Source organism: Alterotamlana spongicola, from assembly GCF_035818475.1.
Lineage (GTDB): Bacteria > Bacteroidota > Bacteroidia > Flavobacteriales > Flavobacteriaceae > Cognatitamlana.
This window is the reverse complement of the sequence record NZ_JAYMGV010000001.1, coordinates 2,004,760-2,018,724: the sequence shown is the minus strand read 5'-3', so window position 1 is coordinate 2,018,724 and position 13,965 is coordinate 2,004,760. Positions and strand designations below refer to the sequence as shown.

The window sequence follows — 13,965 nt, the reverse complement described above, 5'->3', positions numbered from 1 at the left end:
ATAAAACAATAACAATTATGACAAATTCCACATTACTATTTAGAAGTTTGGCCATTATAATCTTTATAGCCGGTTGCGCACATTTAGTAAGCTATACTTCAAAAAACAAAACAGCTAAATCAGATATTTCGGTTGAAACAGTGAATTCTGAAACTCATTTTCAAAAAACAGAGCATCCTTCCCAATCACAAAAGGAGGTCATCAATCAAAAATCTCATGATATTATAGGAACCTGGAAGGTTAACTACAATACTGCTGATTTTGAAGGCGCTATTGTTTATGAAATTAAAAAAGAGAACAAGCGGTTTAATGCCTATACAATTGCATATCAGGATAAAGACGGAAATAGCCAAAAGGCTGAAAACACCAAAGTTTTAAAAATAACAACATTTGATGGTTATAAAGGCAAAGGGATATATATAACTACATTTGAAGGTAAACAATACAATATACCATGCGAGATCACTTTTAGTGATAAAAATTCTTTTGATTTAAGTTACGATTATTACGGCTATAGTGATATAGAAACCTGGAAAAAACAATAGTTATGATTGAATTTCTTTCTAAAAAACTTAGCTGGATAGATGTAGATTACTGGTTTTATATATTCAATGACCTAAGCTTTGTCTATCTTATTTTACCTTTTTTTGTATTAGAACTTGTACGCTATGCCTATCAAAAAAGATTAAATAAAAATCTTATTTTAGATAGTGTTGCTAATCTGATCACTTTTGGGGCTTTCTTAGTAACGGAAATTATTCTTGGAATTCTGGCCTTAACAAAACTCTATTTCTGGATCTATCAAAACTTTAGCTTACCACATTTAGAACTTAATTGGTGTACAATAATTGCCTGCATTTTATTGGCCGACTTTATTTATTATTGGGAGCACCGTGCCATGCACCGCATTGGTATTGGTTGGGCCACACACACTGTACATCACAGTTCACCTCATTTCAATATGTCTGTTGCCTATCGCTTTGGCCCTTTAGATGCCATCTTACCTATTGTGTTTTTATTTCCGTTGGTAATGCTGGGCTTTGATCCAATTCTGGTCTTGCTATCTGAATTATTTGTTCAGGTGTTTCAAACATTGCTTCATACCGAAATTATCGGTAAGCTTACCAAACCGGTAGAGTTTATATTTAATACCCCCTCGCATCACCGGGTACACCACGGCTCTAACCGTCAGTATTGGGATAAAAACTATGCCGGAATTTTAATTGTTTGGGATCGTCTTCTAGGTACTTTTGAGCCCGAAAATGAAAAAGTAATCTATGGAATTTCTGAGCCTATAGACAGCGTAAACCCCATTAAAATCTTTTTTCATGGTATTTCCCGTTTCCTGATAAAATTAAAACAGATCAAAGGGTTCAGGAATAAATGTCTGGCTTTCATAAAACCACCTGATTGGGTACCGGAAGCACAACCTTTAAATCAAAAAAATGATACAAAAGGCTTCTAAAAAAGATTACATTAATTTTATGCTTATAATGCTGATATTTATTATCGGTATGATTGTAATGCTTATTTATAAAATTGAAAACCTCTGGGTCTGGACAATTTATATAGTCATTTGGACCTGGGTAGAAATGGCCGTTGCCAAAAACGTTCATTTAAAATGGTGGGTCTGGGTGCTTATCCTTTTAGGGCTTGGTATCATAGATTTAATAATTATATATCTCTTAAAATAACAGAAATCAATGCTTACAAATAATCCTTTTTTTGCTGATCTTTCAACGTATTCCCCTGAAAAAACAATTCCATTCTATGAAAATGTCTTTGAATGGAACTATTATAAAGCTGACAATTATTATACCGCTTATTTAAACGATATAGAAGTTACCGGTTTATATGAAACACCGGAAAAATTTAAACAAATGCGAATGCCTCATTTTTGGATGACATACATTCAGGTTGCTAATGTTTCTGAAACCATAGAAATTGCAAAACATTCGGGAGGTATTATTGAAGCAAACCAGGAGATGAAAGGTTTTGGTAATATGGCATTGATTCGGGACCCCAATGGCGCAGGTTTTACTGTATACCAGGGGAACATGTTAAAAAACACACGTACAAAAAGCATGGCAAACACACTTATTTGGAATGAACTACATGTGTCTGATGCTGACAACGTAATTCCTTTTTATCAAAGTATTTTTGATTGGCAGATTACTCAAGACCGGCAAGGTATTTTTACAGTTTTGAACCATCAAAAAGAACACATTGCAGATATACTGGAAATAGCCAATGATTACAAAGGGAAATATGAATATTGGGTATGTACATTTGGAGTGGATAGTTTACAAAAAACTAAAACTCAAATTTTAAAGCATGGCGGGCAGTTAGTTTTAGATGAAGGGCATAGAATGTTATTTACCGACCATTCTCACGAAGCCTTTTTCTACATCAAAGAAGTTAGCAGATAAAGATGCATTTGACGAATATACTGAGGTTTCTGATCAAACTCCGGTACAAAAAACATTGATTACAAGCTGAGTCCGTAAAGCTACCAACCGCATTGCACACAAAATCAACTAATGCCTTTATTTTTCATAAAAAACCCGCTTATAATTTCACTATCTTAGGATAATACTTAGAATAAGGTGTCCCAATAGGTTAAACACCAATCAGTCTCATACTGGATTATGAAACTTATAATTCCTGCTCATGCTTTAAATATAATAAAATGTTTAGTGGTATTTTTAGCTTAATCCACCACTCAAAAGGATTCGTATGGTAGCGGATATTTCAAAGGGATTGAATAGCCCTCAAAGCTCCGCTTTGAAAATCAAAAAACCTGGCTTACAAATTCAAGTGAGCTTGATTTGACACCAGGTTTTTTGATTTATTCGTGACCGCGGAGGGATTCGAACCCCCAACCCTCAGAGCCGAAATCTGATATTCTATCCAGTTGAACTACGCAGCCATAATTCCTGTATACACAGGAATTCTTCTATTATTGAGATAATTTAGTTTTTACTATACTTGAAATGGTTTTTCCATCAGCTTGTCCTGCCAATTCCTTACTTACCATACCCATGACCTTACCCATATCTTTCATCCCTTCTGCTCCTATTTGATCAATTGTTGCTACAACTACTTTCTCTATCTCTTCATCTGATAAAGCTTCCAGTAAAAATTGGGCAATAACATCTGCTTCAGCCAATTCTGGTGTAGCCAAATCTTCACGCCCCTGCTCAATATAAATTGCTGCACTGTCACGCCTTTGTTTTACTTGTTTTTGCAGTATTTTTAATTCTTGTTCGTCTGTTAAATCTTCTGTAGCTCCACTTTCTGTCTTTGCTAACAAAATAGCTGATTTCACTGCACGTAATGCCGTTAAAGCCGTTTGGTCTTTAGCCTTCATGGCGTCTTTTAAAGCCGACATTACTTCTTGTTGTAAACCCATTTTCTTATTTAATTAGTATGCGAAGATAATAAGAAAAAAAGATTCCTCATTATAAGGGATATGCATTTTTTTATAAATAAAAAACCCGAAAAGCTGAGGGAAACTTTTCGGGTTCACAACAAAGTAAGTCAGTAATTTATTAATCCACGTTATCGTGTAAAAATGAATTATTGCTTCTCAGTTGAATATCATCATTTTCATCCAACCCTACACTGGTTCTTGATATATCTGTTTCGGATGAATGTTTTACTTCATTTAAATCTACGCCCTGACGTTTATAAGCCGGAACTTTTTCTATGTCATCAATTTTAGAACTGTTGAATTTATAATTGAAATCCTTCATTTTACGTCTGCGTTCTTCTGCACGTTCTTTAAGCAATTCTGAAATTGGCGTATTTATAGGATCTACCTCCTGTATCTCTTCTTCCTCAGAAACGGGTTCATTTATCACTTTTCTTTCAAACACAACATCCTGATCAATTTCTTCTAAAATTTCATTTGAGCTTTTTTGGGTTTGGTTCATAGAAGATTCTACTTCTGTATAATCATCAAGCGCATAACGAATATCTCCTTCTTCATTGGTCTCAGTTACCGTAATAAGCTCTACATAGTCCTTTACCGGAATATCTTTTAAATCATCCTCATTTAAATCATATGATACAACCTCTTCTTTTTTAGGTTCTACATCTTCAGTATTTGGTGTAAGCGGCATATCAAAAGTTAGTGTAATTTGCTGCTCTTCTTCAATATAGTCTGATATCACCTCAATATCCTTAGTGTTATCATCAACATCTACTGTCATTCTTGTAACGGGCTTGATAATAAAATCTTCATCTTCTTCCATGTTAGCACTCACTTCATCATAAACCACATCAATATTTTTAATAATTTCAGAAGTTGGAATTAAATCGATGTTTTTCTGCTTCTTTGATGTTTTTTGATCGATAACCGGGCTTTCATCTTCTTCTAAATCTAATGTATGACGTACTACCGGCGGTTCTTTTTTCTCCTCCAATTCAATTATTGGAGCAATAATAACCGGTTCTTTTTCCTGGGCGTCCAATTCTTGCTCCTCCCCTAATGAATGTATCACTTTTTTTGTTTCCGTATTAGAAATCTCATCTTGTTGTTCTACATTAAATCCAGTAGCTATGATGGTAACTGCAATAGATTCTTCTAAAGCCTCATCTTCACCAACACCCATTATAATATTTGCACCATGACCTGCTTCATTTTGAATATGGTCATTGATTTCTCCAATTTCATCTATTGTAATTTCCTGAGCACCGGAAACTATTAGCAGCAATACATTTTTAGCACCGGTAATTTTATTATCATTCAATAATGGCGAATCTAAAGCCTTACGAATGGCCTCTTGCGCACGGTTTTGTCCTGATGCCAATGCAGACCCCATAATGGCTGTACCACTGTTACTAAGAACCGTTTTAGCATCACGTAAATCAATATTTTGCGTGTAATGATGTGTAATAACTTCGGCTATACCACGAGCAGCGGTAGATAACACTTCATCAGCTTTTGAGAACCCAGCCTTAAACCCTAGATTTCCGTAAACCTCCCTAAGCTTGTTATTGTTTATAACAATTAATGAATCTACAACATCCCTTAATTTTTCAATCCCTTTTTGGGATTGCTCAATACGCATTCTGCCTTCAAACTGAAATGGCATAGTTACAATACCTACTGTTAAAATGTCTAAATCTTTAGCCATTTTAGCAATAATTGGAGCAGCCCCGGTACCTGTACCGCCACCCATTCCGGCAGTAATAAATACCATTTTAGTATTTGTATCAAGCATTTGTGCTATTTCATCAAAGCTTTCAACAGCAGATTGCTCTCCTATATCCGGATTGGCTCCCGCTCCTAAGCCTTCGGTTAAATTAACACCTAACTGGATCTTGTTAGGAACACCGCTATTTTGAAGCGCTTGTGCATCAGTATTACAGATATAAAAATCTACACCTTTAATACCTTGCTGGAACATGTGGTTAATGGCATTGCTACCGCCTCCGCCAACACCAATAACTTTAATAACATTTGACTGGTTTTTGGGTAAATCAAATGAGATGCTTTCGAATTCTTTTTTGCTGCTCATAAATTCAGTTTTACTAGGGTTTGTTTGTATTTTCTTTATATTTTTAATTCAATAATTATCCTTCTATTATCATCCGATAATCTCTCTAAAATTGTCTGCTACACAATTTTTTCGTCCACTATTATTCTGCGTTATCTAAAAAATCTTTAACGCGCTCGGTTAATTTGTCAAGAAACGAACGTCTTTCCTTAACAGGCTCCTCTTTAAGGTCTTCTACTGATGTTGTTTCGGCGTCATTAACAACAGACTCTTGCTGTTCAACCTTCTTTCTTTCCTGGCGTTTTAATCCATCTAATACCAAACCTACTGCAGTTGCAAACAGAGGGCTTGTAATATCATCATCACTATCTCCGGCTAAGTGTTCATTGGGGTACCCTATTCTGGTATCCATTCCTGTTATATATTCCACCAATTGCTTTAAATGCTTTAGCTGGCTACCACCACCCGTTAACACTATACCTGCAATCAATTTCTTTTTTTGCTCTTCGTGCCCGTAGTTTTTTATCTCAACATATACTTGTTCAACAATTTCAACTACACGGGCATGAATAATTTTAGACAAGTTTTTTAAGGTTATTTCTTTAGGTTCTCTTCCTCTTAAGCCAGGAATTGACACTATTTCATTATCCTTATTTTCTCCGGGCCAAGCCGAACCAAATTTAATTTTTAATAACTCTGCCTGTTTCTCAATGATAGAGCAACCTTCCTTAATATCTTCTGTTATGACATTACCGCCAAACGGAATTACGGCTGTATGTCTAATAATACCATCTCTAAAAATGGCTAGATCTGTTGTTCCTCCTCCTATATCTATCAAAGCTACTCCCGCTTCCTTTTCCTCTTGGCTTAAAACGGCATTTGCAGAGGCCAAAGGCTCTAAGGTAATCCCTTCTAAATTCAAACCTGCGCTTTGCACACAACGCCCTATATTTCTGATAGAAGATACCTGGCCAACTACAACATGAAAATTAGCTTCCAGGCGCCCTCCATACATTCCTATGGGTTCTTTTATTTCTGCTTGCCCATCAACTTTATACTCTTGAGGTAGCACATGTATAATCTCTTCTCCCGGAAGCATAACTAACTTGTGTACCTGATTGATCAACCTGTCAATATCATCATCATCAATAACGGTTTCTGAATTAGTTCTGGTTATATAATCACTATGCTGTAAACTGCGTATATGCTGACCTGCAATACCTACCGTAACATCCTCTATCTTTATATCTGCAGCAGTTTCAGCCTCCAATACAGCTTGTTGAATTGATTGAATAGTTTGCGTAATATTATTTACTACTCCGCGATGTACACCCAAGCTTTTAGATTTACCTATACCTAAAATCTCAACTTTGCCGTATTCATTTTTACGACCAATCATTGCCACAATCTTTGTGGTTCCTATATCTAACCCTACTGCTAAATTATGCTCCATAGCTTAAATTTTGGTACATATTACTTGGTTTTCAAACTGTAAATTCACTTTACTATAACTACTCAGAGTCTTATCTTTTAAGTTTTTCTTATAAAACGCTTTAAGGTTATTTATTTTTTTATTTAAAAATTTAGTATCCCCTAACTGCACTAAAAACTTATCTTTTCTCAATCTTAAGCTCAGTTTACTATTAATATCCTGATGAATTTCAATAACATGCTTTCTCAGGAATTCATCATTCTTAACTTTAATAGCAACTTTATAGACGCTTTTTAAATTATTTTTTTCAATATATCCAGTAACTAAGGGTACTCTGGCAGAATAGTTTTTTGACAATGGCATAAACGCACCTTCGTCATCTATGTAATAAGATGCATTTGTACTTACTCTTGCAATTGGTGTCTTTTGCTCTATTTGGGCGTTAAGTATACCATTTACAGCAACATACACTTCTGCAGTTTTTATCATCGGATTAGATTTGAGGGCATTTTCTAATTCATTCAAATCTAAAGTTTCTTTGGGCACGTTTTTAACCCCCTTGTAATTTTGTATTAACAATTTACTAACAGTTTCGTTAGTAATAAAAAGATTGTTTTCTCCAATAAATTCAATATTTGGCTTTGATATTAACCTATCATCATTTCTATGCGTTGCAAATGCATAGAAAAAAACCGTTAGACCAAACAGTACAATCATTTTTATATAGCTCCAATTAACTCGCAATACTCAATTCTTTTTTAATACGTTTAACCTCTTCCCCAATATCTCCGGCCCCAATAGTCAAAATAACCTGGGCATCACTTCTACTTATCTCTCGCAATAGATTCTCTTTACCCACCAACTGCTTATTATTGTTATTGACTTTCCCTAATAACCATTCTGAGGTTACTCCTTCAATTGGCAGCTCTCTTGCCGGGTATATATCCAATAAAATTAACTCATCAAACTGTGACAAACTTTTTGCAAAATCATCTATAAAATCTCTTGTTCTACTAAATAAATGCGGCTGAAAAATGGCCAATACTTTTTTATCAGGATACATTTCTCTAACGGCCTGATGTACGGCATTAATTTCTTCAGGATGGTGCGCATAATCATCAATAAAAACTAAATCATCGGTTTTTATTTGATAACTAAACCTACGCTTAACCCCTTTATAAGATGCTAAAGCTTTGGCGAGCTGCCGGTGAGGGCAACCATATTCCACAGCCATCGCCAAGGCTATTAACGCATTAGACAGATTATGTCTACCAGGTAGGTTAAATTGTAATTGTTCAAGTACTGTTTTTGGTGTTTTGACATCAAAAACATAAGTACCATTTTCTATTTTTATATTTTGAATTGAATAATCCGAATTATCTTCTAATCCATAGGTTATCCCTTTTAAAGGCAGCCCATTTCTAACAAATAACCTTCCATTAGGTTTCAACCTATTGGAAAATTCTTCAAATGATTTTTTTAATGAAGATGAATCACCATAAATATCTAGATGATCAGCATCCATTGATGTTACACAAGCTAGGTCTGGAGACAGTGTTAAAAATGAACGATCAAACTCATCAGCTTCTACAACTGAAACCTCTGTACCATTTAAAATTAAATTGGACTCATAATTTTCGCTAATACCCCCAAGGAATGCAGTTAACGGCACATTACAAACATTCATTAAATGCCCTAAAATACTGGTTGTTGTAGTTTTACCATGTGTTCCGGCTACCGCTAAACAAAATGTATTTTCAGTAATCACACCTAATACTTCCGATCTTTTATATACCCGGTAGTCATTATCTTTAAAATAATTTAGCTCTACATGGTTTTCAGGAACTGCCGGAGTATAAACTACAAGTGTTTTTTCTGCATCTAAAAAGGCTGATGTTATATTTTTAACTGCATCGTCAAAATGAACCTCAACACCTAATTCTATTAAACTATCGGTTATTTCTGTACTGGTTTTATCATAACCGGAAACCGTCTTACCCTTTGCTTTAAAATAACGTGCCAAGGCACTCATACCTATACCTCCTATACCTATAAAATAAACGTTATTTATATGCTCTAAGTTCATTTGCTTTCTTTAAGAAGTTTTTCAACCTCATCTACAATTTCATTGGTAGCATCTACCAATGCTAACTTTTTAATATTTTCTCCTAATTCTTTCTGTCTTTCCGATGATGCCACAAGTTGAGAGAACTTGTTTTCAAAATCTGCATCCAGATCCTCTTCTTTAATTATCATAGCCGCATCATTGTTTACAATTGCCATGGCGTTTTTAGTCTGATGGTCTTCTGCCACATTAGGTGATGGAATAAAAATAACCGGCTTACCAACAATACAAAGCTCAGAAACCGAACTTGCCCCTGCTCTTGAAATTACTATATCTGCAGCTGCATAAGCAAAATCCATATTATTCAAAAACTCATAAACCTGTACGTTATTAGTATTATTATAAATTTTATACTGCTGATAGTACAGCTTACCGCACTGCCAAATAATTTGAATATTCTGTGTATCAAAAAAATCCAGCTCTTTTTCAATAAGCTCATTAATTCGCCTTGACCCTAAACTCCCTCCAATAATTAGCAACGTATATTTGCCATGCTTTAGATCAAAAAAATCTTTCGCTTCAACTGTTTTTGTATCTACATTTAACAACCCCTGCCTAACCGGATTACCTGTTTTAATAATTTTATCTTCAGGAAAAAAACGCTCCAAACCATCATACGCCACACATATTTTCTTTGCTTTTTTTGCTAATAGTTTATTTGTAATACCAGGGTAAGAGTTTTGTTCCTGAATTAATGTTTCTATATTATTTGAAGCAGCCATATATAACAATGGCCCGCTCGCAAAACCGCCAGTACCAATAGCCACATCTGGCTTAAAGGACTTAATAATCTTACGAGCTTTCCAAAGGCTACTAATTACTTTAAAAGGAAATGATAAATTCTTTAATGTTAATTTGCGTTGAATTCCGGAAATCCAAAGCCCTTTTATCTCATACCCTGCTTGTGGCACCTTTTCCATCTCCATTCTATCTTTTGCCCCCACAAACAAAAATTCAGCATCCGGATAACGAGATTTTAACTCATTTGCAATAGCTATTGCAGGGTAGATATGACCTCCTGTTCCTCCTCCTGATAATATGATTTTATAATTACTCATCAAATAGTTTCTGATAGGATTTCTAATGGGTTTTCTTCGTTTATTTCCTGTTCTTTGATTTCTTCTCGTTTTGCACTTACACTTAATATGATTCCAATGGCAAGGCAAGTCATCCAAATAGAGGTTCCACCGCTACTTATTAGCGGTAATGTTTGCCCTGTAACAGGAAATAATTCAACTGCTACAGCCATGTTTATTAAAGCCTGAAATACTATAGGTAACCCAACTCCCAACACTAAAAGCTTTCCAAAAATCGTATCTGACTTCTGAGCTACGATAACAATTCTAAATAATAGCCATAAATACAACGTCATTATTACAAATCCTCCAACTAGCCCATATTCCTCAATAATAATAGCGAATATGAAGTCTGATGACGATTGCGGTAAAAAGTTTTTCTGCAAGCTTTTTCCCGGCCCCACTCCTTGTATACCTCCTGTAGCAATAGCTATTTTAGCCTTTTCAATTTGGTAGTCAGCTTCTGTATCCTCCGGATTAGTAAAACTCTCTATTCTACCCATCCAGGTATCAACCCTGTTAGGCATTGCTTCGGGAAATGCTTTAGCCACTAAAACAAATAACGCTAATACCGCAATCCCTGAACCGATAATAACTGCTAAATACCTGATTGGATATCCTCCTAAAAACACCAGCATAATCACCATTAAAAATACAATAGCTGTAGTTGAAAAATTTGCAGGTAAAATAAGTATCAAAACCAAAAAAACAGGTAACCATAGCGGCAAAATAGAATCCTTAAACGATATGACCTCATCCTTTATTTTTGACATATATCTGGCCACATATACAAATAACACTACAGCTGCCAGTGTGGAAGTTTGAAAGGACATCCCAACAAAAGGAATTTGAATCCATCTACTGGCATTGGCTCCTTCAATAGTTGTTCCTTGTAACATAGTTAACCCTAATAGTACAAGCACCACCGGCACCATCACCAACGAAAGCCCTTTAAAATATCTATAAGGGATTTTATGCACACCATACATGATAGCAAACCCCAATGTTAAGTGCACAAAATGTTTAACAAAAAAAGTAAATGTACTGCTTCCTCCTCCTTTGTATGCCAGGTTACTCGCAGCACTATAAACCGGTAGAAACGACAGTATAGCCAATAGCGTAACTATGGCCCAAATTAGTTTATCTCCTTTTATGTTTTTAAATACTGTTTGCACAACTATATTTATAAATTTCTCACAGCTTCTTTAAATTGACGTCCGCGGTCTTCATAATTCTCAAACAAATCAAAGCTTGCACATGCCGGTGAAAGCAAAACATTATCACCAGGTTCTGCCAACTTGTATGCTATTTTCACAGCTTCATTCATAAACTGTGTCTCAATAATAACGTCTACCATATTTCCAAAAGTGTTCATCAATTTATCATTATCAACACCTAGACAAATTATGGCTTTCACTTTTTCATTAACAAACGAGAATAACTCTTCATAATTATTCCCCTTATCTACGCCACCAACAATCCAAACCGTTGGTGTATCCATGCTTTCCAAAGCATAGTATGTGGCATTAACATTTGTGGCCTTAGAGTCATTTATATACTGTACCTTGTTTATTTTTAACACCTGCTCTAAACGGTGTTCTACGCCTTGAAAATTCTCCAAACTCTCTCTAATGGTTTGCTTTCTTATTTTTAGCAAATGCGCCACAGTAGAAGCTGCCATTGCATTTTTAATATTGTGCTTCCCTTCTAATGCTAATTTTGTTGTAGGCATAATGATTTGATTATTATTTATTGTTAGTCTAATATTATTTTTATCTAAATACGCGCCATTTTCTATTGGTCTCTCCAATGAAAATGGCAATAATGTGGATTGAACCGGATTATTTTTCAAATGATCAACTATTACATCATCATCTGCATCATAAATCAAATAGTCTTCTTTTGTTTGATTCATTGCAATTCTAAACTTTGAATTGATATACTTCTCAAATTTGTAATCATACCTATCCAAATGATCTGGTGTAATATTGGTAATCACCGCTATTTTTGGTTTAAAGTCAATAATATCATCCAATTGAAAACTACTGATCTCTAAAACGTAATTCCCAAACCCTTCCTCTAAAACCTGTTTAGCAAAACTATCTCCTATATTTCCTGCCAATCCAACACTCAATTCCTGTTTTAGTACATGATGTGTTAAACTTGCAGTAGTTGTTTTACCATTACTTCCTGTTATTCCAATAATAGTTGCTTCAGTAAATTTTGAAGCAAATTCTATTTCAGAAACCACCGTTATTCCTTTCGTTTTAATTTGGCTTATTAAAGCCACCTTATCAGGAATACCCGGGCTTTTCATAACAATATCTGCATTCAGGATTTTAGATTCCGTATGGGTTTGATCTTCCCATTCAATCTCATTATGTATAAGAACTTGTTTATATTTTTCTTTTATTTTTCCTTTATCTGAAACAAATACATCATATCCTTTTTCCCTTGCCAAAAGCGCTGTTCCCACACCACTTTCTCCTCCTCCCAATATGACCAATCTTTGTTTTGTCATTTCTATATTGATACGCTTCGACTACGCTCAGCATAATACCTTTTATCTAATTTTCAATGTTACAATAGACACTATAGCCAGTAAAATGCCTATAATCCAAAATCTTGTAACAATCTTACTTTCATGATACCCTAATTTCTGATAATGATGATGTAATGGTGACATTTTGAAAATACGCCTTCCTTCTCCGTACTTTTTTTTGGTGTATTTAAACCAACTCACCTGCATAACAACCGATAAGTTCTCTGCTAAAAATATGCCGCACAATAATGGTATTAGCCACTCTTTTCTAACTGCAATGGCTATTACAGCTATAATCCCTCCAATGGTCAAACTTCCTGTATCCCCCATAAATACCTGAGCTGGAAATGTATTATACCAAAGAAAACCTATAAGTGCCCCGACAAAAGCTGCAATATAAATTGTGATCTCTTCTACTCTGGGGATATACATGATATTCAGATATTCCGAAAAAACAATATTACCTGACACCCAGGCAAAAATCCCCAATGTAAGCACAATAATTGCCGACGACCCTGCTGCCAATCCATCTATCCCGTCGGTTAAATTAGCGCCGTTAGACACAGCTGTTATAATAAAAATAGATGCAAGAATAAAAATAACCCAGGCATATTTTTCAAGGCCAGGACTTATCCATGTTATAAGTTTAGCGTAATCAAATTCATTTCCCTTTACAAAAGGAATGGTAGTTTTAGTTGATTTAATTTCATCCTGAAATAGTTTTGAAGGCGATATATTTGGATTTTCAGCCACCAAAGCCTGTCGTTCTTCCTGCGGAAGCTTTTCCTTCATGGTTACATCCTGATGAAAGAACAACGTTGCCCCAACAATTATTCCTAAGCCAATTTGCCCTAAAACTTTAAAACGCCCTTTTAGCCCTTCTTTGTCATTTTTAAACTTTTTAATATAATCATCAATAAAACCAATAGTTCCCATCCAAAGTGTTGTCACTATCAACAAGATGATATAAATATTTTCTAGTTTTGCTAATAGCAATACTGGAATTAAAGTTGCCAGAATAATAATGAGACCTCCCATAGTTGGCGTTCCCGCTTTTTCTTTTTGCCCTTCAAGCCCTAAGTCCCTTATAGTCTCTCCCACTTGTTGCTTTAATAAAAAACGAATAATTCGTTTTCCATAAATAGTTGAAATCAAAAGCGATAAAATCATTGCAAAAGCAGCCCTAAAAGTTATATAACCAAAAAGCCTAGCCCCCGGAAAGTGAAATTGTGTTTCTATATATTCAAATAGATAGTATAACATTTAATTCTCTAATTTATATTTGC

At 35.0% G+C, this 13,965-nt stretch carries 12 protein-coding genes and 1 tRNA gene; 3 read left to right on the top strand and 10 right to left on the bottom strand.

The genetic code is table 11. From position 1 onward, the window contains the following. The first annotated feature begins 17 nt into the window (after positions 1–17). From VOI54_RS08680 to VOI54_RS08670, 3 genes are all read left to right on the top strand, one after another. Positions 18–545, top strand: a complete 528-nt coding sequence (locus tag VOI54_RS08680) for a hypothetical protein (protein ID WP_326282339.1) — start codon at positions 18–20, stop codon at positions 543–545. A gap of 2 nt (positions 546–547) precedes the next feature. Beyond that, positions 548–1,465 carry a sterol desaturase family protein gene (locus tag VOI54_RS08675; protein ID WP_326282338.1) on the top strand — a complete coding sequence of 306 codons (918 nt, stop codon included), beginning with the start codon at positions 548–550 and terminating at the stop codon, positions 1,463–1,465. Between the two features lie 238 nt (positions 1,466–1,703). Beyond that, entirely contained in the window at positions 1,704–2,429 is a 726-nt protein-coding gene (locus VOI54_RS08670; protein WP_326282337.1) for a VOC family protein, read from the top strand. A 426-nt stretch (positions 2,430–2,855) separates the two neighbouring features. On the opposite strand, the gene VOI54_RS08665 is transcribed toward VOI54_RS08670, so the two are convergent. The 10 genes from VOI54_RS08665 to mraY form a co-directional block, all read right to left on the bottom strand. After that, positions 2,856–2,929 (bottom strand) — tRNA-Arg (locus tag VOI54_RS08665). A gap of 30 nt (positions 2,930–2,959) precedes the next feature. Beyond that, positions 2,960–3,412: a GatB/YqeY domain-containing protein gene (locus VOI54_RS08660; protein ID WP_326282336.1), complete on the bottom strand. Its 453-nt coding sequence runs from the start codon at positions 3,410–3,412 to the stop codon at positions 2,960–2,962. A 139-nt stretch (positions 3,413–3,551) separates the two neighbouring features. Further along, positions 3,552–5,525 carry a cell division protein FtsZ gene (ftsZ, locus tag VOI54_RS08655; RefSeq protein WP_326282335.1) on the bottom strand — a complete coding sequence of 658 codons (1,974 nt, stop codon included), beginning with the start codon at positions 5,523–5,525 and terminating at the stop codon, positions 3,552–3,554. 121 nt (positions 5,526–5,646) lie between these two features. Continuing rightward, on the bottom strand, positions 5,647–6,957 hold the full coding sequence (ftsA, locus tag VOI54_RS08650; protein WP_326282334.1) for a cell division protein FtsA: 1,311 nt from the start codon (positions 6,955–6,957) through the stop codon (positions 5,647–5,649). 3 nt (positions 6,958–6,960) lie between these two features. Continuing rightward, a complete protein-coding gene (locus VOI54_RS08645) occupies positions 6,961–7,653 on the bottom strand; it encodes a cell division protein FtsQ/DivIB (RefSeq protein WP_326282333.1) in 693 nt (230 codons plus the stop codon). A 16-nt stretch (positions 7,654–7,669) separates the two neighbouring features. Then, the gene (murC, locus tag VOI54_RS08640) at positions 7,670–9,022 is read right to left on the bottom strand and encodes a UDP-N-acetylmuramate--L-alanine ligase (RefSeq protein WP_326282332.1); all 1,353 of its coding nucleotides are present in this window, start codon (positions 9,020–9,022) and stop codon (positions 7,670–7,672) included. After that, positions 9,019–10,119: an undecaprenyldiphospho-muramoylpentapeptide beta-N-acetylglucosaminyltransferase gene (murG, locus tag VOI54_RS08635; protein ID WP_326282331.1), complete on the bottom strand. Its 1,101-nt coding sequence runs from the start codon at positions 10,117–10,119 to the stop codon at positions 9,019–9,021. The genes murC and murG overlap by 4 nt, the downstream gene beginning before the upstream one ends. After that, positions 10,119–11,312 carry an FtsW/RodA/SpoVE family cell cycle protein gene (locus tag VOI54_RS08630; RefSeq protein ID WP_326282330.1) on the bottom strand — a complete coding sequence of 398 codons (1,194 nt, stop codon included), beginning with the start codon at positions 11,310–11,312 and terminating at the stop codon, positions 10,119–10,121. Before VOI54_RS08630 ends, murG begins: the two co-directional genes overlap by 1 nt. Before the next feature lie 8 nt (positions 11,313–11,320). Beyond that, a complete protein-coding gene (gene murD, locus VOI54_RS08625; RefSeq protein WP_326282329.1) occupies positions 11,321–12,658 on the bottom strand; it encodes a UDP-N-acetylmuramoyl-L-alanine--D-glutamate ligase in 1,338 nt (445 codons plus the stop codon). A 42-nt stretch (positions 12,659–12,700) separates the two neighbouring features. Then, a complete protein-coding gene (gene mraY / locus VOI54_RS08620; protein WP_326282328.1) occupies positions 12,701–13,942 on the bottom strand; it encodes a phospho-N-acetylmuramoyl-pentapeptide-transferase in 1,242 nt (413 codons plus the stop codon). Between the last annotated feature and the right edge of the window lie 23 nt (positions 13,943–13,965).